This is a genomic window from Allobosea sp. 2KB_26 (genome assembly GCF_052115715.1).
In the GTDB taxonomy this organism is placed as follows: domain Bacteria; phylum Pseudomonadota; class Alphaproteobacteria; order Rhizobiales; family Beijerinckiaceae; genus Allobosea.
Genome location: NZ_JBFRHE010000033.1, coordinates 1 through 25,499 on the forward strand (window position 1 = coordinate 1; position 25,499 = coordinate 25,499).

Genomic DNA, 25,499 nt, shown 5'->3' on the forward strand with positions numbered 1-25,499 from the left:
CTCGTTCTTTGGCGACGAGGCCTTCTTCAACGGCGATTGGCTGATGCGGGCTGGCGCCGCCAAGGGCGGTCTCTATGGCAACGATGCCGTAGAAGCCATGTATCCCTATACCCGGACCGACGCGACCGGTGAGGCGCTGGACGGCAGCAGGCACAAATACACCATCACCTTCGCACCTGGCCAGTTGCCGCCGGTGAATGCGTTCTGGTCCGTGACGATGTATGACGGCAAGAGCCAATTCCTGGTCAAGAATCCGATCGATCGCTACCTCATCAACTCTCCGATGCTTTCGGCGATGAAAAAGGACGCGGACGGCTCGCTGACGCTTTACATCCAGAAGGACAGCCCGGGTGCCGACAAGGAAGCCAACTGGCTTCCGGCGCCGGATGACAAGATCTATCTCGTGATGCGACTCTATTGGCCGAAGACAACGCCGCCGTCGATCTTGCCGGCGGGCGAAGGGACATGGCAGCCACCCGGCGTGAAACGAGTTTCATAGGTCCGTAGATACATTCGCTGGTAGCCTCGCGCAGGGCCAGGATTACGGATAAGATCCAAGATCATGAAGTGGCTGGCCCGCCGCTCCGAAAGGGGTGGCGGGCCTCTTTGCGTTCAATCCTTGGGGGCGGGTGCAACTGGAACTATTCGGATATCGTCAAGCCAATATGCCATCGTGGCCACGCCCAGCTTTTCTGCCATGGCAACACAACGCCGGGTCAGCTCTATGAACTTGGCAGTATCGAACGAATTTCGCTTTCCTCGGCCTCTAAGTTCAAAATTTCCATCAAAAGGATTCTGATCAAAATGCCCATGAGCCACGATATTTCGCTCATTGGCCAACGCAGACAGTTCAACAAAATCCATGCCAATTAGATCATGAATTGAATGAGGCGTGCTAAGTAGTTCGAGGTAGACAAGCTTCTGCTTAAACTGAGCTTGGAAGGCAATCCGATCAATCAAATGCCTTTGATTTTGCCTATCCAGTATCAGAGTGAGAAGTGCTGAAACTCTGTCGTCAACCTCGTTGAACCTAACGAGGAACGGACCAAGGGCGGCCTCATAGGCCAAACGGATCTCGGGGTCGGCCCACGGTTCGGTTTCATCGTGATACCATTCGTCGTGGTCCTCCTGACTACCGTCCATTCACAACTGCTCCAGCGACAGCACTATTTCACGACTGAAAGGAAGTGTTTTTTCTTCTTCGGGTCGGCGCGTTGCTTATCGAATTCCGCGGCAAGCATATGAATCGCATGCGCGAGTTGGCTCTCAGTGTACTTCAATTCCTCCAGATGAACCCGAAATAGATCGTCGGCCACGGTTGGCTGCTCTGCAGGAAAATCCAGCTCAACGGGCTCAATCCGCTTATATCCAAGCATGCTCATTTGACGCCAAAGATAGCTGCTCTGATTGTCCGAAATACATCCAAGCGTTTTTGCCCGATAAAGCAGCGCCCCCATGGAAACTTTCCACGCCGGCTTCAGAGCAGCAAGTTTCTGAATGGTCACCCCTGACGCAAGCGAAGGGCGAATATCCTTCGCAGGCATTAAAAGCGAGGCGGCAAAAGTGTTTGCCTCTTCTTCCATCTCGGGGGACGGAACTCGATGCATCACAATATGCCCAAGCTCGTGGGCAAGCGTGAAGCGCTGCCGGTCGGCAGGCTGGCGACGATTCAAGAAAATGCAGGGGGGCGTCCCGGGGACCGTCAGCGTAACGCCGTCCACCGGCATACCTTCGAAATCCATTCGGATCACGATGCATCCGGCGCGCTCGATGTATGAGGTCAATTCACGCACCGGGCCACTAGGAATGAGCCACGTGCGGCGCGTCAGCTCTGCAATCCTCGCAGCGTCTCCACCGAACTCGTCGATATCCAACCGAGGAAGCGGAAGCTCATGCTCCAGCTCAACCGACTTTAGCAGCCTGCGCAGCCTGAACATTTGAACGTTCATTTCGGCTTCGAGGCGATCTAGATCCCGTTGGCCGGCGCTTGCTCTCTTCCGATACATCGCTCCCGGGTGGACGCTTATTGGCAGGCCGTACACGCGATCCGGCTCATAAAAAAAGCTAACGGGAAAGTGCAGCGCGCGACCAAGCTTGTCGATCATCTCCGCCGGAGGTTCGGCAAGTGCATTTTCAAACTTGGAGATCGCTCCTTGGGATACTGACGACTCGTTTGCGAGCTCAGCCTGACTGAGGCCCCGCGACTGGCGGGCAACCCGAAGCAAATCTGCATTGAACCGTGTCATGAAGCGCTTTGAGAGCCATTCTTGCCAGTTGTCCGAGGCCGAACCACCGCCCGCCTGGGCTCCACGGGAGCGACCGGGAGAGGCAATTCAACCACGCCGGGTTCCGCGTCAAGCAGGCTGTAAGACCAAGCGACGTGCCGGCCATCGCGCGCGACCACGGCAATGTCCGCGACTTGCGTCTCCAGCCTGTTGAGCTGGTAAACGACTTCGACGCGGCTCACAGCAGGAAGGCCAAACAGGTCAACATCGTGGTCGTGGTAGGCCATCGCCAACTGCGTCGGCACGTTGGATGAATACCCAACGTCGTCAGCCTTTTTAAAGCGGAAGAGTGTCTCGCGATTGACGAGAAAGCCGAAGCTCTCGTTCTCCTTGATGGGTACAATGCCACCGTCGAGAAATTCGCGGTGGGCAGCTTCGATGATCTGCTCCCACACGAAATTTGCTCGGCTCCGTTTGCACCGCCAGACCGCGGCGTAACCACTAGAAAGCCAGTCGGACCATGCGCTCCGTACAACAGAGACGATTGAGGCCGCATGCGGGGCCAAGGCGGTCTCGACGGCTTGCTGAAGTGGGATGGGCATTTCGACTCGCCAGCAGTTGCAGTTCTATTCAAATAGCGTTTTACAAATAGTCCGTCAAATTATTCCCGTTTCTATTCCTGCCTCCCTCCGGAACGATCGCCGCCGCCCCCGCGTTTTCTGCCTGTGGTGGAGTATCAGTTGTGTGCGCGCGTCGTATCCTGCGTGTTGGCCCTGTGGCCGAGATCGTTCGTGGGCCGGTCAGCAAGGCGCGGGATGCGCGCCAGCGCAAGTTGCTATTTGACCCCATGCCGAACCGAGTCGAGCCCTGCCTCGCTCTGCTCGCTTCCAAGCCTCCGGCCGGCGACGATTGGTCCTATGAAGTAAAATGGGACGGCTATCGTCTCGCCATCCATATCGATGCTCGCACGGTTCGGGTTTTGACCCGCGGCGGGCATGACTGGACCAACCGCTTCCCGACGATCGCGGGCGATGCTCTCGACCTCGGACTGGATAGCGCCATCCTGGACGGCGAGGCCGTTGTGCTCGATAACCGCGGTGCTTCCGACTTCGGCGCCCTACAGCAAGCTCTAGGTGGCCGGGGCGGCAAGCGATCTGCCGCCGGGGCGCTCCTGTACGCTTTCGACCTGCTCTATCTCAACGGTCACGATCTACGCCCGCTCCCGTGCGAGGAGCGGCGCAAGATGCTCGCGGGCGTCATAAAGCCCCATACCTCGATCCGCTTCAGCGAGGATGTTGACGCCGATGGCGACGAATTTCTCGCGGTCGCCTGCGAGTTAGGTCTCGAGGGGATCATCGCGAAGCGGCGCGATGCGCCCTATCGATCGGGCCGGGGCGGCGAATGGCGGAAGATCAAATGCATCCAATCGGAAGGGTTCTTCATCATCGGCTATGAGCCGTCGGCATCGGCATTGGGCGGTATCGGCCGGCTGCTGCTCGCGGCCTGGAAGAACAACCGGCTGACCTATGTCGGCGGCGTCGGGACGGGGTTCACCGATCGCTCTGCGACCGCGTTGCGGAAGCAGCTCGACGCGCTCCAGATCGATAAACCCGCGCTGAAACTGGCGAGAAAAGGCGTACGCTGGGTGTCGCCCTCACTGGTGGCTGAGATCGATTTCCGCGGCTGGACCACCGACCAGAAGCTGCGGCACGCGTCGTACAAGGTGCTGCGCGACGTCGCCGATGCCGCGAACGTCTTTCGCCTGGATGATTTGTAGCATGCTCGGGAACTGCCGGGCGCCGATTTGCGTTGGCGGTCGGGAGCGCAGGAGGGCGCCATGCCGATGCTCTGATTGAGCCCGCCGGTTGTCGTTCAAGCTCCGGGTGGCGAGGCCTTTTTTCGTCCCGCCGGACGTCGGTGGCCGGATCGAGCAGACGCTAGCCTTCAACCATCGTGAGGTGGGAGATTGCAGTGAAAATGTTAGACCCAAAAGACAAACTCGCCGCGCGAATTGCACTCGTGCATCGCAACATATTGGATTTGACCCAACGGGCTGCTGTCGCGAATGGCGCTGCGGCCGAAGAACGCATCGCTGCTCTCCTCAATCGGGAGCAGGAGCTGTTGAACGAATTGCTCAGGCAGCAAGAAGCGTGGGGGTCAACCAGGAGCGGGAACGAGCTGGAATTGTAGTGGGTGGCGAACCTGCTGATGATCTTGAACCCAGGCACCGGCAACGACCGTGTACTGCGCCAGCAGCCTGCGATCCGCCTAAGCCTCCCACCGCCTCATGGGTGCCTTATGACGAACGGTCCATATGCGATTGGTCTAACCCTCCGCCGATTGGTGCACAGCTATGGCGACGCCGCTGAGTTGCTAAAGGCCGTGCGCAAAGCTCACCCGGAAGCGACAAAGAAGGATATCATTCTCGCGGCATTGGGCGTGATGATCGATCAATCCGAGACTGACGAAGTCGCAGCGAAGAAGCTTCACGCGTTAGCGATGGAAAACCGCGGCGGACGATAGGCGTATTGTGGTTTAGGCCGGCCGCTCGGGGAGAACGTTTTTGCGTTCCGGCATTGGTGAGCGCAAGATGGGCCTATGCCGAAGCACTGGTTCACCCCACCCGTTGTCGTTCAAGCCGACCGGCCCGAAGTGACCTATTCTATCTCTCATGTCGAACGAGCTGCAGAGTTCTTGCTTGCCTGGAAAGCCATAGGTGCGGGTCCGAAGTGGCAGGACGCAGTGCGCGCCTGCACGGCAGTGCTGAATGGTGCCGGGACCGTTGATGAGGCGCGGGAGGCGTTCGAGGAGGCCGCACAGGAGTGTGGTCGCCTCATCGGGTAGCCGAGCCGCTATTCCCGGTACGGGTTTGCACTGAGCCATTCCTCAAGCGCCGTAACGAGCCTCCGCAACTCGGCTTCCTCGTCTGTGTCTTCAAGGCAGCCCGTGAGCTGCTCGACGCGCTCGACTGCCCTGAAGACGTCCAGGGGATTGTGAAGTCGTAGGCGATCGTCATCCCCGGTCATCCGACGCGCTCGACCTCCCGCGCCTCATAGGAGGCGATTGCGGCTTTGAGCATGTCCAGTTCGACGGATTCGACCGTATCGGGCCTTGCATCCTCGATTTCGCCGATGCGCTGAAGCGCGTAGCGGTAGTCTTCATGGCAGGTAATGCAGGCGGTCGGCGTTTCCGGTCTAAGTTCGGGAACCGCGGTCATCGGATCTCTCCTTCCGTGGCTGACGGCAAAAATCTATCGCGAGTCGAGCCGGTTTCAAGAGGGTTTCGCGCCGCCCTGGAGATGGAGGCGCTCGCCTCCGAATTCCGCGGCGAAGGCATCTGCATCAGCGGGATCGGTGAAGCAGAATCGGGAATACGAACGTCCGCCCGCCGAGTATGGCCGCTTCCGATAATCGCGACCTCGGCTCCATGCCAGCATCGCATCCAGAGCCCGTCCCAGCCCCAGATCCGGCACGGGGATCTGGACCTGATGCGGGTGGCTTCGGTCGATCATGCGGGGCGTGATCTCGCCCTTGCGTCGGCTCATCTCAGGCGGCCCCCAGCCCCATCGCGATCTCATTTCCCGTCATCGGTGGGCTCGTTCAGAACAGGACATCGGTGGGGGCAGGCGGCACTCGATTGCGCGGCCCGATTCCGCGCTCCCACTTGCGGCCGGCGGCCGGGTCGGCGGGCCGACATCTGCACTTCTTCGCTGCAGCTGATGCCGGTCTGGCTTTCCGGCGTGGCCGCGCAGCCGCGATGAGCGACGGATTGGCGCGGTGATCCTTCATCGGCTTGACTCCTCGGGGTGCTTGGATGTTCTAATTTTGTTCTCATTCGAGCGCGAGTCAAATGTCCTATTCCGATGCCGATCCGGCCAACCATTCCGCCGACCCTGGACACGGATCTGAGGCACTATCCATGGATCGTCATTCGCTTTCGCTGCGACTACTGCAAGCGCTGGGCCGACGGGGGCCTGGCGGCCTGTGCGGAGAAATTCGGCGCTGCCATGACGCTGGGCGATCTGCTCGAGATGTTCAGGGGGCGCTGCGCCTGGCGGGCGGAGATCCGCAAGCCGCAGAAATACGGGTTCAAGTGCGGGGGCTATTGCCTGGACATCGGCAAGACGCGCCCGCCCGATCTGCCCGCGACGATGTCAGGCTTGACCGTGATCGAGGGCGGGCGGGATGATCTGCTCCCTGCCGAGCCTCGCGAGATCGAGCGGCGGAAGCGGATAGGCGAGGAGTAGCGGGATGTGCGGTCGTTTCAGCCAGGCGTATTCGTGGGAGGAGATCGTCGCCTTCAGCCAGCCGCTGACGGTGCCGGTAGAGCGGCCGAACCTGCGAGCTCGCTACAACATCGCGCCGACAACTGAGGTCGACATCATCGTTCGGGATGGGGAAGGCAATCGCGTCCTCAGGAAAGCGCGCTGGGGCTTGATCCCTGGCTGGTGGAAGAAGAAGGCGAACGAATCCGGCGCGACATTTAACGCGCGGATCGAGACGGTCGATTCCAGCGCCATGTTTCGGTCAGCCTATGTGAAACGCCGCTGCATCATCCCGGCGAGCGGCTTCTACGAATGGACGGGCGAGAAGGGCGACAAGACCCCGCACTTCATCAATGCGGCTGATGGCGGGCTGCTCGGTTTCGCCGGCTTATGGGAAGCCTGGACCAACCCCGAGACCGGCGAGGAGATCACCACCTGCACGATCATCACTCGCGACGCGAACAAATGGATGTCCGAGATCCACAACCGCATGCCGGCGACGCTGCTTCCTAGAGACTTCGAGGCGTGGCTTGATGGCTCGGGCGGCAAGGAATTGCTGATCCAGCCGCCGCAGGAACTGCGCGAATGGATCGTCTCGCAGCGGATGAACAAGACCGGGATCGGAGACGACGACCCGGCCACGGCCGAGCCGTTCAAGGAGACGCTGTTTTAGGAGGGGCCACGGCGCGACTGTGGTTTCACCCACCGGTCTCGGTCATGACGGACAAGCCCGGACTGGCCATTGCCATCACCTCGGTCGAGCGTGCCGCTAAACACTTCTGCTCTGGAAGCGAGGGGGCCGTGCCGGGCCACCACACTGCCCGGCGCGGCTGACGCGCTTCGCGGTCGACGACTGAACCCGGTCTTCACCCGCTCCGCTCGGCCATATCGACGACAGACTTCGCCAACTGGTTCACGTCGCGCGGGCGCTTGGGGTTTGTCATATAACCTATTTCACTTGGGCATCGATGGATCATTCTGGAAACACCAACGACGCCCGAATATTTCTTGTTCCTGACAAAAATTACGGCACTGGTTGTAATCAGCACCGTTGACTGGATAGTTGTGCTTACATGCTTCTTCGCATTGGTAGAATTTCTTGGATGCCTCGATAAGGCATAGGTTAAGTTCTGTAGGTCCGATTGCCAATTTAAGTTTCGGCGTCTCAGCAGAAACAGCAGGCCCTGAACCAATTAAGCCGGCAATGAGAAGCCACCCAGTGACTTGCACAACTTCCTCCATAACCAGGCCGGAATGCTATACTAATATTGCAGGTATGTCACCTACAGGCATGCGATTTCAAACTGACCCACTATCCAGGCGCGGGTTCCGTTTGCTAGGGCGGTCAAGGAAAGGTGGCTCGACGGCTAGCCCAACCGCCCCGTCCACCAGCGCCATATCGCCGTAGCGATCAACGCCAGGATGACGATAGCCAGTCGAGTGTCGGAGAGGCCCTTAAACATCCCGCGATGCCCCGAAATACCCTTGTTCTCATACAGGATGCTTGTAGAATCGTAGCAATGCTAGTCCGCGGCTTCCGCTATAAGATGAAACCGGACGCCGATCAGGAGGTCCTGTTTCGGCAGTTCGCGGGCGTTTGTCGGCTAGTCTACAATCTGGCGCTGGAGCAGCGCCGCGATTGGTACCGACAGTACGAGCGAGAGACGGGGGCTCGGTTGAACTATACTGCGCAGTGTCGCGAGCTGACGGCGCTGCGCTCGGCCTATGACTGGATCGGAGCGGTCTCACAAACCTGCCAGCAGCAGGCGCTGCGTGACCTTGACCGCGCCTTCGGCCATTTCTTCGCTGGCCGGGCGCGCTATCCATCCACGCGCAAGAAAGGCGTCAACGACGCCTTCCGCTTCCAGGGCCGTGAGGTCGCGACAGAGCGGCTGAACGGCAAATGGTCGGCGGTGCGCCTGCCGAAGATCGGCTGGGTCAAGTTCCGCGACACCAGGCCGATGCGCGGCACGGTGAAGAACGCCACCGTCGTGCTCGATGCACTCGGCTGGCACATCAGCTTCACCTGCGAGATCGCGCACAACGCGCCGATCAACATCTGTCCTTCGGTAGGAGCCGACCGCGGTGTTGTGAACACGCTGGTACTGTCCACGGGCGAGCGTTTGTCGGTGCCGCCAAGCCTTGAAGCGATCGAGCGGCGACACCGTGCGGCGCAGCGCGTCCTGGCTCGGCGCAAGCGAGGCTCGACCCGGCATAGGCGCCAGTTGCAACGCTGTGCCCGGCTGGCTGCCCGCCGCGCCAGGATCAGGCGCGACTGGCAGCACAAGGCGGCCCTACACATCGCCCAGCGCTTCGGGGCCGTAGTTGTCGAAGATCTGAAGATCAGGAACATGACAGCCTCGGCCCGAGGAACGATTGAAGAGCCGGGCCGCGGGGTCCGGCAAAAGGCCGGGCTTAATCGCTCGATCCTGAACCAAGGCTGGTTCGGCTTTGAAACGCTGCTAGCCTACAAGCTCGAAGAGCGCGGCGGGATACTCGTAACTGTCGATCCCGCCTATACCTCGCAGACCTGTTCGGCCTGCGGAACCGTGGACAGGCAAAGCCGCGAAAGCCAAGCGGTATTTGCCTGCACCGAATGCGGCTTCCGCGCCCATGCCGACCACAACGCTGCGATCAACATCCTGCGCCGGAACACGGCGTCTATGCGCATGGAGGACGGGCATCAGCTCTCCGACGAAGTGCGAACCGGAAGCGGGCTCTTACCCGCCGAAAATCCCCGCGGTTCACTGCGGGGAAGATGTTAATTCCCTCCGTTCGCGGACAGGGCAGAGGGGGCTTCGCGGAGGAGCAGAGAGGCAGCTGCGGCCGGGTAGCACCGGCTATCCGCCGCAGACCGCAGGCATTGCACCAGCACCGGGATGTCGTGCTTCATGGGCGCGGCCATTCGCCTCTCCTTGCGCGAAAGAATGAGTCCGTCCGTTCGACAAATGTGACGGCGCCGCGTCGCTCGTAGTGGGCGAGCCACGCCCGGTAACGATCGGCGTCGCGCCCTTTGAGTTGGACCAGCATGGCTACACCCCTGCCTCGAGGGCTTCGGGGGAGGTCATGGCGCGGTAGTCGGCTTCCCTGTCGGGGTGATAGAAACCGGCGCCGACAACTTCCTCGTGAAGCTGCCGCATCGCCCGCATGGTGGCGTCCAGTCGCTTCTGGTGCCCGACATTCTCTGCTCCAAAGACGGGCTGGTCGTAGTAGCCAGGCACGCCCAAGCCGTGGTCGTATCGGATAGCCATGCTCATCAGCAGGCCGTCGCTCGCGTCTTTGCGCACGACCACATACTCGACGCCCTCCTGCGTCACTCCGGTCTGGCTTATTTTAAGGTTGGCATCCGCGAGAGAGGACGGGGAGGTCGCGGGTTTGCCGAGAATAGCCTCTGCCTCAGGCACACTGTCGATCACCTGCTTCAGCCCCTTCGGCCCGAAGTGATGCAAGACCGCCATGAGGACGGGGCGTTCGTCGATCATGAGTTGTCTCCTTGATGCTGGAGGGCGCGGTCCAGAGCGGAGCTGCCATCGATTTGCTGGGCGATCCGCTGGCACTCTTGCGGCCAAAGCGTCAGGGCGAGGGCAGGAACCTTCGCGCCTGCATGGTCGGCGGGCGGATCAGACAGCCGAATGAAGGTTGCCCAATGTTCGCGGATCCAGCGCTTAGCCTCGGCCTTCGCCGACTTACCGCCCATTGCTGCCTCCTGTGAGGGCGCGGGCGGCGCGTTCGTAGATTGCCTTGCGACGCTCGGCCTCTTCCTCATCATTCGACAAGCGGAGCGGGCTGATCACGAAGTGCGAGCACTCCTTCAGCGCCCCCTCCAGCTCGGCAACTCGCGCGGCCAATTCCACCGCGCAGGCGTACAAGCTTGGTGTTTCGGTTTCATCCATTGGAGGTCTCCCTCATCCTCTTGATATGTTTCCAGACAGTCCGACGATCGATGCGGAGCGCGGCGGCGCATTCCGTTCGCGTCGCGCCGATGTTGGTTTCGAAGAAGCGGCGGATGCGGCCCTCAATGTCTGAGTGTCGGACTGGCTCCAGCCGGTCGAGCACGTAGGTCACGCACGCAGCGATGAAGGCAGCATCGTTGTCCCAGCGCTGAACAGCATCACCATCGCGACAAGCCGGTCGCCGCGCCACGACCAGATGCTTGGAGTAATCATCGTCTGACCGATCGCCGAGCAGGTAGCGCGAGCCGTTCCCGCCGTGGAGTTCACCGAACGATGCGTTGTCTCGCAGAAATTTCAGATCAATCTCCGGCATGGGCACGCCCGCGGCCTCGCTGATAGCGCTCTCGGGGGTGGCGTCAGTGCTCATGCTGTCACCTCAAAGAGATCGCGTTGCGCAGGGGCCTGGCTGATCGATGAGGCCTCTCGGCGGGCTTTCGCTGCTGCCCACTCGGCAAGCGTGTGGCTGAAGCCTGAACCGCGCCGGGCAGCCGATTCCCGCATCAGCACGCGGGCGTAGTGGATCAGAAACGCCTTCCGCGCCGCGGGCGTTTCACAGTTGGTCGGGAACGCCATCGGTCACTCCGCGGCTTCGAGGAAGGTGGTCTGGGCATCGACCTTCGGCACGCCAGGCCAGGTCGGTACGGGTGCGCGTCGGCGCCGCTTCACATCCGCCATCGCGAGCGCCGTGACGCAGTTCGCGTATATCAGCGCCGCCATGGGGTAGGGCGAGACCGAGTTGCCGATCTTATGGCGCTGGGCGGTCTCGGTGAGAGTGCCGCCGTCGGGCAGGGGGGCCGCCAGGATGTAGCTGTCGGGAAAGCCCTGCGCGCGAGCGAGTTCGCGCGGCGTCAGCATCCGCATGCCGAGATCCCAGACGATATAGGGCCCGACCGTCACCAACTCGTCAGGGCTGTGCCAGACGCCGTGATCGAACAGGAAGCGCGCCACCATCTGCGCCCTGGCGAGCTTGAAGTCATCGAGCGGGGGCAGGGCGAGCTCGCCGGCGATAGGGCTGAAGCGCGCTTTGGTCGGCACAGTCGGGAGTGGAGCGTCGGCAGCAGCATCCTGGCTGCCCATCGAATAGTAAGACTGGACGAACGGCGTCACGACAGCGTGGTGCGCGCCCGACGTCATGATCGTGCTGAGCGGAGCCTCCGGCACCTGGCCGACCGCATTGTTCTGCAGGGTCGACAGGTAGGCGAAGACCGGAGTTTGCGTGCTCGCCTTTCCGACGATCGTCGACAGCGGCCTGCGGACGTCATGGCCGACCATGTCGGTGTTCTGCTGCGCGAGGTAGACGGCCGCGAGATCGCCACCGTTTCCGGTTGGCACTACGACCGGCGCTGGCTCTTCCACGCTTCGGGCGCGCGGCTCCTGGCCGGGCCGCTCGCCATAGCGCGGCACGAGGAAGCCGGTGACGACCTGGTTCTGGTCCTTCGTGCTTGCGGTGATGGTATGAGCCGGCGCGTCAGCCGGACGCGACCGGCCGCCTTGCTGCGCATGCGACAGGAAGGGCGTAACCACGCCGAGCGGCGCTGCGCCGCCGGGACGCTTGATGAAGCTGTTGGCGGTGACAGTCGGGACCGGCTCGTCGATCGGCTGGCCCGTCGCCCCGGTCCTGAACTTCGTCATGAAGGGGGAGACCAACCCGACGGCATCCCGGGAGGCCGTGACCGTCTTCATGGGTTCGTCGATCGAATGGCCGCGAAAGCCCTCACCGCTGTGATTGCAGACCACGATGAACGGGTCAGGCCGATCCAGCACGTACCGCTTGAAGCCGCGCGCGATCCTCGCCAGCGTCTTCGGCTTCAGCGGCCGGACGATGTTGAGGCCCATGGCCTTGGCGTCGACCTTCGCCAGGAAGATCGAAGGGCAGGGGATGGACCAGTCGATGACATCGGCCGCAGCGGTGCGCCAAACCTGACGCTCGCCCATCTGGACCGGGATCGTCGCCGGCGAGCCGTGGGTCGGATCGGCCCAGAGGATCGGCTTCCGATCGCGTCGCGCAACTAGGAAGAGCCGCTTGCGGATCGTCGGCGCGCCGAAGTCGCTCGCGCGGATCTCTGCCCACTCGACCGTGTATCCGAGCGCCTCGAGCCGGCGCACCCAGCGCGCGAACTCCATGCCTTTCCGGTAGGGGCAGGGCTTATCGTCCTCGCCGAGCGGGCCCCACTGCTTCCATTCTTCTACATTCTCGAGGGTGATGATCTGAGGCTTCACCACCTCCGCCCAGACCAGGATGACATCGGCCAGGCCGCGCACGGAGCGTGAGACCGGAACGCCGCCCTTGGCCTTCGAATGATGACGACAATCTGGCGAGGCGTGCAGCAGGAAGACAGGCCGGCCCTTGGTCGTCGCCAGAGGGTCGACCTTCCAGATGTTCTCGGTCAGGTGCAGCGTCTTCGGATGGTTCGCCGCGTGCATCGCAAGCGCAGCCGCATCGTGGTTGATCGCGATGTCCGGAGAGCGGCCGAGCGCCCACTCAATGCCGAGGCTCGCCCCGCCGCCGCCGGCGAAGCTATCGATGATCAGGCCCCCCATCACGACCTCGCCTCGCGCGAGATCGCCATTCTGACATCCGGAAATTCCCCAACAGTCTCAATGCTGGGCAAAACCGAGAACATGTGAGAATAGGAACCGAGTTCGCTCGATTCTCTGAGGCCTTCTAAGCTGCTGGTCGCAGGTTCGAATCCTGCCGGGCTCGCCACTCCTTATCGATCGCAGGCGCGGGACGCGCTGAGATCCACCAAGAATTGCGCAGACTGGATCCCCGTGATGAGCGATGTGAAGGACAGCAACGGCAATGTCCTGAAGGACGGCGATTCCGTGACCCTGATCAAGGATCTCAAGGTGAAGGGGACCTCCGTCACCTTGAAACGCGGCACTCTGGTCAAGAACATCCGCCTGACCGGCAGCGAGGATGAGATCGAGTGCAACGCCGAAAAGGTGAAGGGACTCGTGCTCAGAACGGAATTCCTGAAGAAGGCCTGACGCTGGCCCGAAGGGTTCAACCTTCTTTTCCGCGTTTCCTAATCTCCGGATCTTCGCCCCATTCCGCAGGGCATCGTTGCCGTAGTCCGTGGAGCCGCCGGCATCGACAGCCCCGACCCATCGCGGGTCGAAGATCACCCGGCCGATGAGGACGAAAGGCTGCGAAAGGGCGGGGCAAGCAGCCAGAGCCCGATGCAGAGTGCTGCCAGGGAAGCCTGGTCGCAACTGCTCCTCCCGGATCGCGGTCGCGGCGCCCGCAAGGGATATCCTGCGTTTGGCTTGCAGCAGGGGAGGTGGCGTCGTAAACGGCGTGCGTCGCCGGGACGCGGGCCGTTTTGCCTTGATCGCGCCCGAAAGCCCCGCCATGCCGGCGGCGCCCTGGGTCGATACTTGGCCTTGCGACATTCATGCCTGCGATGAACGCGACCTGGCCGGTCGCGAGGATGGACAATGCTTTCGCTCCGGCCCGTGTTTGACCGTATCTCCACCTTCGCATCGGCCAGCCATTGGCGCGCCTGCGCCTTCCTGCTTCTGCTCTCCCTTGCTGCGTTCCTGCCGGGGTTCACGAGCCTCCAGCCGCTCGATCGCGACGAACCGCGCTTCGCCCAGGCGAGCAAGCAGATGCTCGAGAGTGGCGATTTCGTCGATATCCGCTTCCAGCAGGAGGCGCGGCACAAGAAGCCGGTCGGGATCTATTGGCTGCAGAGTGCGGCTGTAACCGCTGGCGAGGCGCTGGGTGTCCAGGACCCTCGCCACCAGATCTGGCTCTATCGCGTGCCGTCGCTCATCGGCGCGGTTGCCACGGTGCTGCTGACCTATTGGGCGCTGCTTGCCTTCTTCAGCCCGGGCGTGGCGCTGCTCGGCGGGGCTCTGATGGCCGCTGCGGTGTTGCTCGGCGTCGAAGCCCGGATCGCCAAGACCGACGCGGTGCTCGCAGCCTGCGCTGTGGCGACGATGGGGGCATTGGCGCGCGCGTGGCTGGATTGGACCCGATCGCTCGCTTTCGTGCCGGATCGCCGGAACTGGCTGGTTTTCTGGGGCGCGACGGCGATTGCCCTGCTGATCAAGGGGCCGATCGTGCCGATGGTCTGGGGGCTCGCCACCATCGTGCTATGTATCCGCGAGCGCTCCTGGCGTTGGTTCTCATCGTTGCGTCCGTCCTGGGGGCTGCTGCTTTGCCTGCTCGTTGTGCTGCCCTGGTTCCTGGCGATCGCCTGGAAGACCGGCGGCAGCTTCTTCACGGCCAGCGTCGGCAACGACATGCTGGGCAAGGTCGCGGAGGGCCAGGAGAAGCACTGGGGGCCGCCCGGACTCTATATGCTGATCTTCTTCGGCACCTATTGGCCGGCCGCTGCTTTCGCCGCGATGGCGATTCCCTTCGCCTGGATGCGTCGCCGCGAGCCGCAGATCATCTTCCTGCTGGCCTGGATCGTGCCGTCCTGGATCGTCTTCGAGGCGGTGCCGACCAAGCTGCCGCATTACGTTCTGCCGCTCTATCCGGCAGTCACGGCGCTGTTGCTGCTGGCGATGGTCAATGGCGGCATCGATCGCCTTCGGCGTGGCGCGACGGCGACTGCGGCGCTGGTTCTCCTGGTCCCGACGGCGCTTGTCGGCGTCATCATCTATGCCAATTGGACGCTGGATCGCACCGTACCCTATCTCGCGCTTCCGGTTTTCGCCCTGGCGTTGTTCGTGGCCTGGCGTGTCGTCATGGCGTTCCGACGAGGTGATCTGGAGGGGGCGCTCTGGCGCTGCGTCCTCGCGAGCCTCCTGCTCTCGATCGGCGTCTACGGCTTTGCGATCGAGAGCTTGCGTTCGCTCAAGCTCTCGCCCCGTCTGGCGGAAGCCGTCCGGGCGGTAGGCTGTACCGATCCCGCAGTGATGACGGTCGGTTATCGCGAGCCGAGCCTCGTCTTCCTGACCGGGACCGATCTTGCCATGGGGGCGAACGGTGCGGCAGCTGCCGACTTCCTGAAACAGCCCGGCTGTCGGATCGCGCTCGTCGAGAAACGTTTCGAAGCGGAGTTCCGGGCCGGCGTCGCTGCTGCCGGGATCACGCCACGTCTCGTCACCTCGATTCCTGGCTTTAATCTCAATGGCGGCAAGCGGCTCGAGATGGCCGTTTTCGCGCGACAGTGAAACCTGCTTGCCCTGTTTGCGCGCTTGACGCAGTTTGCGCGCCGTTTTCCCGGATGAAGCTTTCGTGACCGAGACCCAACCCATCGCCTTGCCGCAACTCAGCGTCGTCGTGCCCGTTCGCAACGAAGTCGGCAATATCGGGCCGTTGCTGGCCGACATTGAGGCTGCTTGCCAAACGCTCGGCGCCTTCGAGGTGATCTATGTCAATGACGGTTCGACCGATGGCACAGCGGCCGCGCTGAGCGAGCTCGGCGCGACGCGCCCCTGGCTGCGTGCGATCCGCCACGAACAATCCTGCGGGCAGAGCGCGGCAGTCCGCACCGGTGTCCGCCACGCCCGGGCGCCGGTCGTGGTGACGCTGGATGGCGATGGCCAGAACGACCCGGCTTTCATTCCCGCAATGGTCGAGGCCCTGCACAAGGCCGGATTGCAGGCCGGGCTCGTTCAGGGCCAGCGGGTCGGACGCAAGGATACCGGTTTCAAGAAATGGCAATCGCGCATCGCCAACGGTGTCCGAGGCCGCATTCTCAAGGACGGCACCCGCGACACGGGTTGCGGGCTGAAATGCTTTCGCCGCGAAGCTTATCTCGCCTTGCCCTATTTCGATGCGCTGCACCGATTCATGCCGGCCTTGATGGTGCGGGAGGGCTACCAGGTGACGCATGTCGATGTGCGCGATCGCTCGCGCCTGACCGGTGTCTCCAATTATGGCTTCTTCGACCGGCTCTGGGTCGGTATTCTTGATCTCGCCGGCGTCTGGTGGCTGATCCGCCGTCGCAAGCGCGTGCCGCAGATCGTGCCGGAGACGCTCTGATGCTGATCGACCTTCAGCAAATGATCGGCGAATATTTTCACGACGTCTTCGTGAACAATATCGACTGGTGGGTTCTGCTCGGCGTCGTGGCGCAGGCGCTCTTCACGATGCGTTTCGTGGTGCAGTGGCTGGCCAGCGAGAAGGCGAAGCGGTCGGTCGTGCCGATGACCTTCTGGTGGTTCTCGATCGGCGGCGGAGCCCTGCTGCTGGTCTATGCGCTTTACCGCCGTGACCCGGTCTTCATTCTCGGGCAGGGCTTCGGACTGTTCGTCTACTGCCGCAACCTGCAATTCGTCCTGCGCGCCAGGGCGAGGGGCGAGGATACGAACGCCGGTCCGGGCTAACGCATCGGCCCGAAGAGTGCGTTGCGGTCTTCGGGCCGATGGTCTCATCGACTTCGAAATCACTGGCTGCGAAGCCGTATCGCGCCATCATGGCGCGGTGCCAATCGCTGCCGATCAGCCCGTCGAGAGCCTGATTGAACCGGGTCCGCAGATCCGCCTGCGATTTGGCAAAGGCAAAGGCGCCCTTTGCAGGTTCTCTGTCCTTCGCTTCGGCGGCCACCGGCACGATGGCAAGGGCGGGATCGGGAGTGTGACCGAGGAAGCCACGATGCGCCATGGCGACGCTGGCATAGGCCTCCGCCCGTCGATCCCTGACCGCCTGCACGGCGTCTTGCTGGGTTGCAACACGCAAGACGCGGTCTCGCGGGATACCGGCCGCGAGACCCGACTGTTCCTGGACCTGGTCGGCGACCACAACGAGGCGGGCGCTTCCATCCTGCGCCAGCGCCTCGTAACTGCAGAACCGATCTTCATCACCGCGCCTGACGAGCAGTCCGTCGCTCAGCGCCCAGACCGGCCGGCTGAAATCGACGCTTCTCTGCCGCTCCGGCGTGACGAAGAGCGGCGTGGTGATTGCCCAGCGCCCATCGACAAGCCCCGGCAGCAACTCGGAGAAGCTGGTCAGGCGCATCTCGACCGAGACGATCCCGATCGCCCGCGAGGCCGCCGTCACCAGCTCGACATCGCTGCCGAGCGCGCCGCCATCGGGGCCAGGCCAGCAGAAGGGCGGCTCATCGAGATAGGCGAAGATGATCGCCTCGCGCGTCGCCGCCCTGGCCCTTGGAATCACGCCGCTGCCCTGAGACGGGCAAAACCGGCATCGAGGTCGTCCTTGAGGTCTTCGAGATCCTCCAGTCCGATATGGAAGCGGATGGTCGGTCCCTTGAAATCAGGCTCCGTTGCCGTGCGATAGCCCTTGCAGTCGAAGGGGAGGGCGAGGCTTTCATAGCCGCCCCAGGAGGCCCCCATCCCGAACAAGGTAAGCCCGTCGAGCATTGCGCCGACAGCCTTCTGCGCCACCGGCTTCAACTCGATTGCGAACAGGGAGGAGGCGCCGGTGAAATCGCGCTTCCACAGATCGTGGCCCGGATCGTTCGGCAGGGCAGGATGCATCACGCGCGCCACCTCGGGGCGGGCGGCGAACCAATTGGCCATCTCGATACCCGCAGGCATCTGTTCCTTCAGGCGGATATGCATCGTGCGGATGCCGCGCAGCGTGAGGAATGCATCCTCGGGCGCGATGATCACGCCGAGCAGTTCCCAGGTCTCGCGCAACTGCCTGTAGAGTTCGGGGGTACGGGCCGAGATCGTGCCGATCAGCACGTCGGAATGGCCGGCATAATATTTCGTGCCGGCCTGGATCGAGAGATCGACCCCGAATTTATGCGAATCGAAGAACAGCGGTGTCGCCCAAGTGTTGTCCATCAGCACCAGGATGTCGCTGGCATGGGCAGCAGTGACGATGGCCGGGATGTCCTGCATCTCGAAGGTCTGCGAGCCCGGAGCCTCGGTCCAGACCGCCCTGGTATTCGGCTTGAACAGCTTTGCGATATCGGCGCCGGCCGCCGGGTCATAATAGGTGACCTCGACGCCCATGCGCGGCAGGACCTTGTCGCAGAAATGACGCGTCGGCCGATAGACGCTGTCAGTGACCAGGAAGTGATCGCCGGAGGACAGGGTCGCGAGCATGGGCAGGGTGCAGGCGAGCAGGCCTGATGGGCAGACGACGGTTCCCGCGCCGCCTTCCATGGTGTTGAGCGCGGCGATCAGCGCATCGATCGTCGGATTCCCTTGCGTGCCATAGGTGTAGCGGGCCTTGCGCGCCAGGAAATCCTCCATGTTCGGGTAGATCACGGTCGAGCCGCGCACGATCGGCGGATTGACGAAGCCGTAGCTGTCGGCGGGGTCCCGGCCGGCAAGGGCGAGGCGGGTCTTTTCGCGAAGCTGCGCGAACGCGGAAGGAGACAGTTTTTTCATGGAGCCGGCGCTGGAGGGAGGTCCTGATCGAGGCAGTCAGGCTTGACCACATTTTGAAAGTCGCATGTGATGCAAGGGGTGGATAGATGCGTTCCAGGAAAGGGTCCCTTGCTTGACGCACATGCGCTGCTCTGGCAATCGACGCAGGGGAACGTCGCTCAATATATGGGCAACAAGTGGGGCGCGCACTCCCACTGGCGACGCAACTGAAGACTGCCCGCTGGCTGCGGCCAGCCGGGAGACCTCAACGGGAGAGAGTTCGATGAAAAAGTTCATGGCAGTTGCGATCGCGGGGCTGGGCCTCGCGATGACCGCTACGGTGGCAACGGCCCAGGCGCCCGCGACGCTGGCGCAGGTCAAGTCCCGCGGCATCCTCAACTGCGGCTCGAATACCGGCCTTGCTGGCTTCGGCGTGCCGGACGCTCAGGGCAACTGGCAGGGCCTCGATGTCGATTACTGCCGCGCGATTTCGGCCGCGATCTTCAATGACCCGACCAAGGTCAAGTTCATTCCGCTGTCTGCCAAAGACCGTTTCACGGCTCTGCAGTCCGGCGAAGTCGACGTGCTCGTGCGCAACTCGACCTGGACGATGTCGCGCGACACCGCGCTCGGCCTGCTCTTCACCGGCGTGAACTATTACGATGGCCAGGGCTTCATGGTCCGCAAGAAGCTCGGCGTCACCTCGGCTCTTCAGCTCTCCGGCGCGTCGGTGTGCACCCAGCAGGGCACCACGACCGAGCTCAATCTCGCGGACTTCTTCCGCGCCAACAACTTGAAGTATGAAGTCGTCGCCTTCGCCTCCTCGGACGAGACGGTCAAGGCTTATGACGCTGGCCGCTGCGATGCGTTCACCACGGATGCGTCTGGCCTCTATGCCGAGCGCCTGAAGCTCACTGCGCCCGATGATCACATGGTTCTGCCCGAGATCATCTCCAAGGAGCCGCTCGGACCGGCAACCCGCAACACCGACGCCCAATGGTTCAATCTGGTGAAGTGGGTGCATTTCGCCATGCTGAACGCGGAAGAGCTCGGCGTGACCAAGGCGAATGTCGACGAGATGCTGAAGTCCTCCAACCCCGAGATCAAGCGTCTGCTCGGAACCGAGGGCAAGTTCGGCGAAGCCATCGGCCTGACGCCCGATTGGGCCTATCGGATCGTCAAGCAGGTCGGCAATTACGGCGAATCCTTCGAGAAGAACGTCGGCCAGGGCTCGCTCCTCAAGATCGCCCGTGGCCAGAACGGCCTCTGGACCAAGGGCGGCCTGCAATACGCTCCGCCGGTTCGCTGAGCGCCGCTAGACATGCGGGCCTCGGCATCAGCCGAGGCCCGCTCTAAAGCGCCGTCCATGCCATGAAGCCTGCGACAAACGGCATAATATCTGGCTCCCAGCCGACAAGATGATCGAGAGCGGGACGAACCTGCTTCGGAACCTGGGAGTACACAGATGAATCGGACCGTAACTGCGGTTGTGGCCACAGGCCTCATGCTCTGCGCGGCGGGCGCTGCCCAGGCGCAAACCACCACCTTGGCGCAGGTCAAGAATCGCGGGCAGCTGAATTGCGGCGTCAGCCCGGGCTTGGCCGGTTTCGGTGTCCCGGACGCTCAGGGGAAATGGACAGGCCTGGACGTCGATCTGTGCCGGGCGGTCGCTGCGGCGATCTTCGACGATCCGAGCAAAGTCAAATACGTGCCGCTCTCGTCAAAGGACCGGTTCACGGCCCTGCAAGCAGGCGAGGTTGACCTGCTTTCACGGACCAGCACCTGGACGATGTCTCGCGATACCGCGCTTGGCCTGAGCTTTTCGACGGTGAACTACTATGACGGACAGGCATTCATGGTCCGCAAGAAGCTCGGCGTCGATTCGGCGCTGAAGCTGGGTGGCGCTTCGATCTGCACCCAGCAGGGCACCACGACCGAACTGAATCTGGCGGATTTCTTTCGCATCAACAACATGAAGTACGAGGTTGTGGCCTTCAACACAGGTGACGAGACGATCAAGGCCTATGAAGCAGGTCGCTGCGACGCTTTCAGCGACGATTCCTCGGCTCTCTATGCGCAACGGCTGAAATTCGAGGCGCCCGACGAACATATCGTGCTTCCAGAGATCATCTCCAAGGAGCCATTGGGCCCGGTCGTGCGCAGCAGCGACATGCAGTGGTTCAACCTGGTGAAATGGAGTCATTTCGCCATGCTCAATGCGGAGGAACTCGGTATCACCAAGGCCAATGCCGATGAGCAGGTGAAATCGACCAATCCGGAGGTTCGGCGGTTGCTTGGGGTCGAGGGCAAGTTTGGAGAAGCGATCGGCCTCAGCGCGGATTGGGCCTATCGGATCGTCAAGCAGGTCGGCAACTACGGCGAGTCCTTCGAGGCGAATGTCGGATCAGGATCGATCCTGAAAATCGCCCGCGGAAAGAATGCATTGTGGACCAAGGGCGGACTGCAATACGCTCCCCCGGTGCGTTGAACAAAAGACGAGGCGGGGGCATTCTTGCCTCCGCCTAATCGACTGATGCTGAAGACGGAGGCGCGCTGAAAGGACGTACGGTCGGACCCAAAAATCTGGTCCGAGACTTGCAAGGTTCGAGAACGGGAAAAACCCGTTCCGGCAACAGGGGACATAATAATGAACAGGTTTGTCAGTGCAGCGCTCGCCGTCGCAGCAACCGCTGCTTTCGCGGGCGGAGCGCAGGCCCAAACGGGGCTGCTGGCTCAGGTGAAGAGCCGGGGGCAATTGATTTGCGGTGTCGGCCCTGGCCTTGCGGGCTTCGGTATCCCTGATGCTCAGGGCAATTGGAGCGGCCTCGACGTCGATCTCTGCCGCGCCATTTCGGCTGCTGTCTTCAATGATCCGGCCAAGGTCAAATTCATCCCGCTTTCGTCGAAGGACCGCTTCACTGCCCTGCAGTCCGGCGAGGTCGACCTGCTCTCGCGCAACACGACCTGGACGATGTCGCGCGACACGTCGCTCGGCCTGAACTTCGCGGGCGTGAACTACTATGACGGGCAGGGCTTCATGGTCCGCAAGAAGCTCGGAATCGATTCAGCCCTGAAGCTGGCGGGCGCCTCCGTCTGCACCCAGCAGGGCACGACGACGGAACTCAATCTCGCGGACTTCTTCCGTGCCAACAAACTGAAATACGAGGTCGTCGCCTTTGCGAGCGCCGACGAGACGATCAAGGCTTATGAATCGGGCCGCTGCGACGCCTTCACGACCGATGCATCCGGCCTCTATGCCGAGCGCCTGAAACTCGGGGTCCCGACCGACCATATCGTCCTGCCGGAAATCATCTCCAAGGAACCGCTCGGCCCCGTCGTGCGCCATGGCGACGATACCTGGCTCGATATCGTCAAGTGGACCCATTTCGCCATGCTGAACGCCGAGGAGCTCGGCGTGACCAAGACCAATCTCGACGAGATGCTCAAATCCGAGAACCCGGAGATCAAGCGCTTGCTCGGCACCGAAGGCAAGTTCGGCGAGGCTGTCGGCCTGAGCAACGACTGGGTCGTCCGCATCGTCAAGCATGTCGGAAACTACGGTGAATCCTTCGAACGGAACGTCGGCGCCAACTCGCTGTTGAAGATCGCTCGTGGCCAGAATGCGCTCTGGACCAAGGGCGGCCTGCAATACGCGCCGCCGATCCGCTGATATCCGCGCTGCGCGGCGCCCGCCGCGCAGCGCCCGCTACCGCCGAACGGCACGGACAAGAAGACGGCAGGCGACGCTCGAGGCGGGCATCGCCGGACCACCGGCCGCCACCCAAGAACAAGAAGGGCGTGACACGTGACGACCATACCGACGGAGCCGGTCCAACCGGGCAAGGCCTCACTGCTCTACGATCCGAAGATTCGAGGCTATGTCTATCAGCTTGCCCTCTTGGCCGTCGTCGGGTTCCTCATCTACTCGGCCGCCTCCAATGCCATCGAGAACCTCCGGGCGCAGAAGATCGCCTCGGGCTTCGGCTTCTGGCACAACGCCGCCGGCTTCGACGTCAACCAGAAGCTGATCCCCTTCAGCGCCTCGGGCTCGACCTATGGGCAGGCCTTCTGGGTTGGCCTGCTGAATACCCTGCTCGTCGCCTCGATCGGTATCGTGCTGGCGACCTTCCTCGGCTTCTTCGTCGGTGTGGCGCGCCTGTCCAGCAACTGGATCCTCGCCAAGATCGCCATGGTCTATGTCGAGGTCATCCGGAACCTGCCGCTGCTGCTGCAGCTGTTCTTCTGGTACAACGCGGTGCTCAAACCACTGCCGAACCCGCGCCAGTCGATCGAACTTCCGGCCGGCATCCTGCTCAATAACCGCGGCCTCTATCTGCCCGATCCGCAACTCGAGCCCGGCGGCAGCCTGATCGTCCTGACCTTCCTGCTTGGCCTCGTCGGCGCGATCACCTTCCGCTATTGGGCCCGCAAGCAGCAGGAGGCGACCGGCAAGCAGTACCCGGTTGGCTGGATCGCACTCGGTCTCGTCGTCGTGCTGCCCTTCTTCGTCTATCTCCTGATGGGCCGGCCGATCACTTTCATCTATCCCGAGCTCGCCGGCTTCAACCTGCGCGGCGGCATCCAGATCTTCCCGGAATTCGTTGCTCTGCTGGTCGGCTTGACGACCTACACCGCAGCCTTCATTGCCGAGGTCGTCCGTGCAGGCATTCTCGCCGTCTCCAAGGGACAGTCGGAAGCCGCCCATGCGCTCGGCCTGCGGCCGGGGGCGACGCTGAAACTGGTGGTGATCCCACAGGCGATGCGCGTGATCATCCCGCCGCTGACCTCGAACTATCTGAATTTGACGAAGAACTCGTCGCTGGCAGTGGCCATCGGCTATCCCGATCTCGTCCAGGTCTTCACCGGCACGGTGCTGAACCAGACGGGGCAGGCGGTCGAGGTCGTTGCCATCACCATGGCGGTTTATTTGACGATCTCTCTCGTCACCTCGCTGTTCATGAATATCTACAACAAGCGCATGGCGCTGGTGGAACGGTGAGGGCGCCCCGATGACCGATGCAACCACCGAGAACGCCGCCTTCTTCGTCCGCCGCGAAACCCTGCCGCAGGAGGCAGCTCCGCTCTCCGTGGCAGGGCCGCTCGCCTGGGTCCGGGCCAACCTCTTCTCAGGGCCGGTCAACACGATTCTGACGCTGGTCTGTGCCTATATCGTCGTCACCAGCCTGCCGGAGATCATCCGCTTCTACTTCCTCGATGCGGTCTGGACCGGCTCGAACCGTGACGCCTGCCTTGCCGAGAAGGTCGGCCGGCCGGTCGGCGCGTGCTGGGCCTATGTGGCCGACCGCTTCCAGTACTTCGTCTACGGCTCCTACCCGGTCACCCAGCGCTGGCGCGTCAACATCGTCTTCGCGATGTTCGCGCTCGGCGTCGTGTGGCTGCTCTGGAACAACGCCCCGCTGAAGAAGCTCGGTGCCTTCTTCTTCTTCGTGCTGCTGCCAATCAGCGCCTATATCCTGCTGCTTGGCGGTCCCGGAGCGCAAAATCTCCTGCGCTATCTGATCATCGCCACGGTCGCCCTGGCGGCGGTGTACATGGTGCTGTCATTCGCGCCTTCGCTGTTGGGCTTCTACACCGGAGCCGCACAACTCGCAGTCGAGCATGAACTGCCGCCCTGGAAGCGTTTCTATCGGCCCAAGCGGCTGATCCTGATGGCTCTTGTCGCCTTTGGCCTCATCGCCATTCTGGACCAGAGTGTCGGTCTGCCTCGGGTCGATACCGGTCTCTGGGGCGGCATGACGGTGACCTTCCTGATCGCGGCGGTCGGCATCGTGTTCTCGCTGCCGCTCGGTGTCGTGCTGGCGCTGGGACGGCGCTCCCGCCTGCCGATCATCCAGCTGCTCTCGGTGATCTTCATCGAGTTCGTGCGCGGCGTGCCATTGATCACCGTGCTGTTCATGGCCAACACCATGCTGCCGCTCTTCGTGCCGCAGGAATGGTCGCCCGACCGTCTGCTGCGCCCGCTGGTCGGCGTCGCCCTCTTTGCGGCCGCTTATATGGCCGAGGTCATTCGTGGCGGCCTGCAGGCCATCCCGAAGGGGCAGTATGAGGGGGCGATGTCGCTCGGCCTCGGCTACTGGAACATGATGCGCCTGATCATCTTGCCGCAGGCGTTGCGCATCGTGATCCCGGGCATCGTCAACACCTTCATCGGGCTGTTCAAGGATACGACGCTGGTCACCATCGTCGGCATCTTCGACTTCCTGCGGACCATCGAGGCGACCCTGGTCGATCCGACCTGGGCGACGCCGACGACACGCGCGACGGGCTATGCTTTCGCCGCGATTTTCTATTTCCTGTGCTGCTGGGGCATGTCGCGCTATTCGATTTCGGTCGAACGCCGACTTGCCGCCGGCCAAAGACGTTGAGGGAGACCAAGAACATGGCAATGGCAGAGAGCAACATCTCGACGCGTCCGGCGGCGCTGAAGCAGACGTCCCTGAACACGGATACGGCCGTGGAGATGATCGGGGTCAACAAGTGGTATGGCGAGTTCCATGTGCTGCGCGACATCAACCTGAAGGTCGCCCGCGGCGAGAAGCTGGTGATCTGCGGGCCGTCCGGCTCGGGCAAGTCGACGATGATCCGCTGCATCAACCGGCTCGAGGAGCACCAGAAGGGCCAGATCATCGTCGACGGCACCGAGCTGACCAATGACCTGAAGAAGATCGACGAGATCCGCCGCGATGTCGGCATGGTCTTCCAGCACTTCAACCTGTTCCCGCATCTGACGATCCTGGAGAACCTGACGCTGGCCCCGATCTGGGTGCGCAAGATGCCGAAGAAGGATGCCGA

Annotated in this window: 29 protein-coding genes; 17 read left to right on the forward strand and 12 right to left on the reverse strand. The window is 62.4% G+C overall.

What is annotated here, in order from left to right; all coding sequences use genetic code 11:
* On the forward strand, nt 1-499 hold a 499-nt coding region (locus AB4099_RS33970; RefSeq protein WP_441481335.1), incomplete at its 5' end, for a DUF1214 domain-containing protein.
* 113 nt (nt 500-612) lie between these two features.
* On the opposite strand, the gene AB4099_RS33975 is transcribed toward AB4099_RS33970, so the two are convergent.
* The 3 genes from AB4099_RS33975 to AB4099_RS33985 are packed head-to-tail and all read right to left on the reverse strand — an operon-like array spanning nt 613 to nt 2,680.
* Nucleotides 613-1,143 carry a hypothetical protein gene (locus tag AB4099_RS33975; protein ID WP_441481336.1) on the reverse strand — a complete coding sequence of 177 codons (531 nt, stop codon included), beginning with the start codon at nt 1,141-1,143 and terminating at the stop codon, nt 613-615.
* A 23-nt stretch (nt 1,144-1,166) separates the two neighbouring features.
* Nucleotides 1,167-2,246: a helix-turn-helix domain-containing protein gene (locus tag AB4099_RS33980; RefSeq protein ID WP_441481337.1), complete on the reverse strand. Its 1,080-nt coding sequence runs from the start codon at nt 2,244-2,246 to the stop codon at nt 1,167-1,169.
* Nucleotides 2,243-2,680 (reverse strand): hypothetical protein, encoded by a 438-nt coding sequence (locus AB4099_RS33985; protein WP_441481338.1) that lies wholly within the window; start codon nt 2,678-2,680, stop codon nt 2,243-2,245. Before AB4099_RS33985 ends, AB4099_RS33980 begins: the two co-directional genes overlap by 4 nt.
* Before the next feature lie 320 nt (nt 2,681-3,000).
* On the opposite strand from AB4099_RS33985, the gene ligD reads away from it, so the two are divergent.
* The 3 genes from ligD to AB4099_RS34000 all read left to right on the forward strand — a co-directional run bounded on the left by ligD (nt 3,001) and on the right by AB4099_RS34000 (nt 5,069).
* A complete protein-coding gene (gene ligD / locus AB4099_RS33990; protein ID WP_441481339.1) occupies nt 3,001-4,002 on the forward strand; it encodes a non-homologous end-joining DNA ligase in 1,002 nt (333 codons plus the stop codon).
* A gap of 416 nt (nt 4,003-4,418) precedes the next feature.
* Complete coding sequence (locus tag AB4099_RS33995) at nt 4,419-4,748, forward strand: hypothetical protein (protein ID WP_441481340.1); 330 nt, start codon at nt 4,419-4,421, stop codon at nt 4,746-4,748.
* Between the two features lie 75 nt (nt 4,749-4,823).
* Nucleotides 4,824-5,069, forward strand: coding sequence for a DUF982 domain-containing protein (locus AB4099_RS34000; RefSeq protein WP_441481341.1), 246 nt, complete (start codon nt 4,824-4,826; stop codon nt 5,067-5,069).
* Nucleotides 5,070-5,247: 178 nt separating this feature from the next.
* Here the strand turns inward: AB4099_RS34000 and AB4099_RS34005 are convergent, their stop codons facing one another.
* Nucleotides 5,248-5,442, reverse strand: a complete 195-nt coding sequence (locus AB4099_RS34005; protein ID WP_441481342.1) for a hypothetical protein — start codon at nt 5,440-5,442, stop codon at nt 5,248-5,250.
* A gap of 645 nt (nt 5,443-6,087) precedes the next feature.
* Between AB4099_RS34005 and AB4099_RS34010 the strand changes: the two genes are divergently transcribed.
* The 3 genes from AB4099_RS34010 (at nt 6,088) to AB4099_RS34020 (ending at nt 9,254) form a co-directional block, all read left to right on the forward strand.
* A complete protein-coding gene (locus tag AB4099_RS34010) occupies nt 6,088-6,471 on the forward strand; it encodes a hypothetical protein (protein WP_441481343.1) in 384 nt (127 codons plus the stop codon).
* 4 nt (nt 6,472-6,475) lie between these two features.
* Nucleotides 6,476-7,162, forward strand: a complete 687-nt coding sequence (locus tag AB4099_RS34015) for an SOS response-associated peptidase (RefSeq protein WP_441481344.1) — start codon at nt 6,476-6,478, stop codon at nt 7,160-7,162.
* Nucleotides 7,163-8,009: 847 nt separating this feature from the next.
* A complete protein-coding gene (locus AB4099_RS34020) occupies nt 8,010-9,254 on the forward strand; it encodes an RNA-guided endonuclease InsQ/TnpB family protein (RefSeq protein ID WP_441481345.1) in 1,245 nt (414 codons plus the stop codon).
* Between the two features lie 267 nt (nt 9,255-9,521).
* On the opposite strand, the gene AB4099_RS34025 is transcribed toward AB4099_RS34020, so the two are convergent.
* The 6 genes from AB4099_RS34025 to AB4099_RS34050 are packed head-to-tail and all read right to left on the reverse strand — an operon-like array spanning nt 9,522 to nt 12,983.
* On the reverse strand, nt 9,522-9,971 hold the full coding sequence (locus tag AB4099_RS34025) for a hypothetical protein (protein ID WP_441481346.1): 450 nt from the start codon (nt 9,969-9,971) through the stop codon (nt 9,522-9,524).
* Nucleotides 9,968-10,186 carry a hypothetical protein gene (locus AB4099_RS34030; protein WP_441481347.1) on the reverse strand — a complete coding sequence of 73 codons (219 nt, stop codon included), beginning with the start codon at nt 10,184-10,186 and terminating at the stop codon, nt 9,968-9,970. The genes AB4099_RS34025 and AB4099_RS34030 overlap by 4 nt, the downstream gene beginning before the upstream one ends.
* On the reverse strand, nt 10,176-10,382 hold the full coding sequence (locus AB4099_RS34035; RefSeq protein ID WP_441481348.1) for a hypothetical protein: 207 nt from the start codon (nt 10,380-10,382) through the stop codon (nt 10,176-10,178). Before AB4099_RS34035 ends, AB4099_RS34030 begins: the two co-directional genes overlap by 11 nt.
* A complete protein-coding gene (locus AB4099_RS34040) occupies nt 10,375-10,809 on the reverse strand; it encodes a hypothetical protein (protein WP_441481349.1) in 435 nt (144 codons plus the stop codon). Before AB4099_RS34040 ends, AB4099_RS34035 begins: the two co-directional genes overlap by 8 nt.
* Nucleotides 10,806-11,015 (reverse strand): hypothetical protein, encoded by a 210-nt coding sequence (locus AB4099_RS34045; protein WP_441481350.1) that lies wholly within the window; start codon nt 11,013-11,015, stop codon nt 10,806-10,808. Before AB4099_RS34045 ends, AB4099_RS34040 begins: the two co-directional genes overlap by 4 nt.
* 3 nt (nt 11,016-11,018) lie before the next feature.
* Nucleotides 11,019-12,983 carry a DNA cytosine methyltransferase gene (locus AB4099_RS34050; RefSeq protein ID WP_441481351.1) on the reverse strand — a complete coding sequence of 655 codons (1,965 nt, stop codon included), beginning with the start codon at nt 12,981-12,983 and terminating at the stop codon, nt 11,019-11,021.
* 234 nt (nt 12,984-13,217) lie between these two features.
* Here AB4099_RS34050 and AB4099_RS34055 point away from each other — a divergent pair, with 234 nt between their 5' ends.
* From AB4099_RS34055 to AB4099_RS34070, 4 genes are all read left to right on the forward strand, one after another.
* Nucleotides 13,218-13,433, forward strand: coding sequence for an alkylphosphonate utilization protein (locus AB4099_RS34055; RefSeq protein ID WP_113519076.1), 216 nt, complete (start codon nt 13,218-13,220; stop codon nt 13,431-13,433).
* Nucleotides 13,434-13,883: 450 nt separating this feature from the next.
* Nucleotides 13,884-15,572, forward strand: a complete 1,689-nt coding sequence (locus tag AB4099_RS34060) for an ArnT family glycosyltransferase (RefSeq protein ID WP_441481352.1) — start codon at nt 13,884-13,886, stop codon at nt 15,570-15,572.
* A 64-nt stretch (nt 15,573-15,636) separates the two neighbouring features.
* Nucleotides 15,637-16,386 (forward strand): glycosyltransferase family 2 protein, encoded by a 750-nt coding sequence (locus AB4099_RS34065; RefSeq protein ID WP_441481353.1) that lies wholly within the window; start codon nt 15,637-15,639, stop codon nt 16,384-16,386.
* Nucleotides 16,386-16,730: a lipid-A-disaccharide synthase N-terminal domain-containing protein gene (locus tag AB4099_RS34070; protein WP_113519074.1), complete on the forward strand. Its 345-nt coding sequence runs from the start codon at nt 16,386-16,388 to the stop codon at nt 16,728-16,730. Before AB4099_RS34065 ends, AB4099_RS34070 begins: the two co-directional genes overlap by 1 nt.
* Here AB4099_RS34070 and AB4099_RS34075 read toward each other — a convergent pair.
* Entirely contained in the window at nt 16,627-17,520 is an 894-nt protein-coding gene (locus tag AB4099_RS34075) for a transporter substrate-binding domain-containing protein (RefSeq protein WP_441481354.1), read from the reverse strand. The two genes, AB4099_RS34070 and AB4099_RS34075, sit on opposite strands and share 104 nt — an antisense overlap.
* A complete protein-coding gene (metC, locus tag AB4099_RS34080) occupies nt 17,517-18,707 on the reverse strand; it encodes a cystathionine beta-lyase (RefSeq protein WP_113519072.1) in 1,191 nt (396 codons plus the stop codon). Before metC ends, AB4099_RS34075 begins: the two co-directional genes overlap by 4 nt.
* A 262-nt stretch (nt 18,708-18,969) precedes the next feature.
* On the opposite strand from metC, the gene AB4099_RS34085 reads away from it, so the two are divergent.
* The 6 genes from AB4099_RS34085 to AB4099_RS34110 all read left to right on the forward strand — a co-directional run.
* Nucleotides 18,970-19,995, forward strand: coding sequence for an amino acid ABC transporter substrate-binding protein (locus AB4099_RS34085; RefSeq protein ID WP_441481355.1), 1,026 nt, complete (start codon nt 18,970-18,972; stop codon nt 19,993-19,995).
* 156 nt (nt 19,996-20,151) lie between these two features.
* Nucleotides 20,152-21,174: an amino acid ABC transporter substrate-binding protein gene (locus AB4099_RS34090; protein WP_441481356.1), complete on the forward strand. Its 1,023-nt coding sequence runs from the start codon at nt 20,152-20,154 to the stop codon at nt 21,172-21,174.
* A gap of 159 nt (nt 21,175-21,333) precedes the next feature.
* Nucleotides 21,334-22,356, forward strand: coding sequence for an amino acid ABC transporter substrate-binding protein (locus tag AB4099_RS34095; protein WP_113519070.1), 1,023 nt, complete (start codon nt 21,334-21,336; stop codon nt 22,354-22,356).
* A gap of 135 nt (nt 22,357-22,491) precedes the next feature.
* Nucleotides 22,492-23,685: an amino acid ABC transporter permease gene (locus AB4099_RS34100; protein ID WP_441481357.1), complete on the forward strand. Its 1,194-nt coding sequence runs from the start codon at nt 22,492-22,494 to the stop codon at nt 23,683-23,685.
* A 10-nt stretch (nt 23,686-23,695) separates the two neighbouring features.
* Complete coding sequence (locus tag AB4099_RS34105; RefSeq protein WP_441481358.1) at nt 23,696-25,072, forward strand: amino acid ABC transporter permease; 1,377 nt, start codon at nt 23,696-23,698, stop codon at nt 25,070-25,072.
* A gap of 20 nt (nt 25,073-25,092) precedes the next feature.
* The coding region (locus AB4099_RS34110; protein WP_441481359.1) for an ATP-binding cassette domain-containing protein at nt 25,093-25,499 on the forward strand (407 nt) is incomplete at its 3' end.

What these genes read in the sequence shown, in the direction of transcription:
- AB4099_RS34095 (WP_113519070.1), top strand. Translation starts at nt 21,334, where the DNA reads ATGAACAGGTTTGTCAGTGCAGCGCTCGCCGTCGCAGCAACCGCTGCT.
- AB4099_RS34055 (WP_113519076.1), top strand. Translation starts at nt 13,218, where the DNA reads ATGAGCGATGTGAAGGACAGCAACGGCAATGTCCTGAAGGACGGCGAT.
- AB4099_RS34035 (WP_441481348.1), bottom strand. Translation starts at nt 10,382, where the DNA reads ATGGATGAAACCGAAACACCAAGCTTGTACGCCTGCGCGGTGGAATTG.
- AB4099_RS33980 (WP_441481337.1), bottom strand. Translation starts at nt 2,246, where the DNA reads ATGACACGGTTCAATGCAGATTTGCTTCGGGTTGCCCGCCAGTCGCGG.
- AB4099_RS33975 (WP_441481336.1), bottom strand. Translation starts at nt 1,143, where the DNA reads ATGGACGGTAGTCAGGAGGACCACGACGAATGGTATCACGATGAAACC.
- AB4099_RS34000 (WP_441481341.1), top strand. Translation starts at nt 4,824, where the DNA reads ATGCCGAAGCACTGGTTCACCCCACCCGTTGTCGTTCAAGCCGACCGG.
- AB4099_RS34030 (WP_441481347.1), bottom strand. Translation starts at nt 10,186, where the DNA reads ATGGGCGGTAAGTCGGCGAAGGCCGAGGCTAAGCGCTGGATCCGCGAA.
- AB4099_RS34070 (WP_113519074.1), top strand. Translation starts at nt 16,386, where the DNA reads ATGCTGATCGACCTTCAGCAAATGATCGGCGAATATTTTCACGACGTC.
- AB4099_RS34060 (WP_441481352.1), top strand. Translation starts at nt 13,884, where the DNA reads ATGCTTTCGCTCCGGCCCGTGTTTGACCGTATCTCCACCTTCGCATCG.
- AB4099_RS34020 (WP_441481345.1), top strand. Translation starts at nt 8,010, where the DNA reads ATGCTAGTCCGCGGCTTCCGCTATAAGATGAAACCGGACGCCGATCAG.
- AB4099_RS34015 (WP_441481344.1), top strand. Translation starts at nt 6,476, where the DNA reads ATGTGCGGTCGTTTCAGCCAGGCGTATTCGTGGGAGGAGATCGTCGCC.
- AB4099_RS34005 (WP_441481342.1), bottom strand. Translation starts at nt 5,442, where the DNA reads ATGACCGCGGTTCCCGAACTTAGACCGGAAACGCCGACCGCCTGCATT.
- AB4099_RS34090 (WP_441481356.1), top strand. Translation starts at nt 20,152, where the DNA reads ATGAATCGGACCGTAACTGCGGTTGTGGCCACAGGCCTCATGCTCTGC.
- AB4099_RS34105 (WP_441481358.1), top strand. Translation starts at nt 23,696, where the DNA reads ATGACCGATGCAACCACCGAGAACGCCGCCTTCTTCGTCCGCCGCGAA.
- AB4099_RS34025 (WP_441481346.1), bottom strand. Translation starts at nt 9,971, where the DNA reads ATGATCGACGAACGCCCCGTCCTCATGGCGGTCTTGCATCACTTCGGG.
- AB4099_RS34045 (WP_441481350.1), bottom strand. Translation starts at nt 11,015, where the DNA reads ATGGCGTTCCCGACCAACTGTGAAACGCCCGCGGCGCGGAAGGCGTTT.
- AB4099_RS34040 (WP_441481349.1), bottom strand. Translation starts at nt 10,809, where the DNA reads ATGAGCACTGACGCCACCCCCGAGAGCGCTATCAGCGAGGCCGCGGGC.
- metC (WP_113519072.1), bottom strand. Translation starts at nt 18,707, where the DNA reads ATGAAAAAACTGTCTCCTTCCGCGTTCGCGCAGCTTCGCGAAAAGACC.
- AB4099_RS34050 (WP_441481351.1), bottom strand. Translation starts at nt 12,983, where the DNA reads ATGGGGGGCCTGATCATCGATAGCTTCGCCGGCGGCGGCGGGGCGAGC.
- AB4099_RS34010 (WP_441481343.1), top strand. Translation starts at nt 6,088, where the DNA reads ATGCCGATCCGGCCAACCATTCCGCCGACCCTGGACACGGATCTGAGG.
- AB4099_RS34085 (WP_441481355.1), top strand. Translation starts at nt 18,970, where the DNA reads ATGAAAAAGTTCATGGCAGTTGCGATCGCGGGGCTGGGCCTCGCGATG.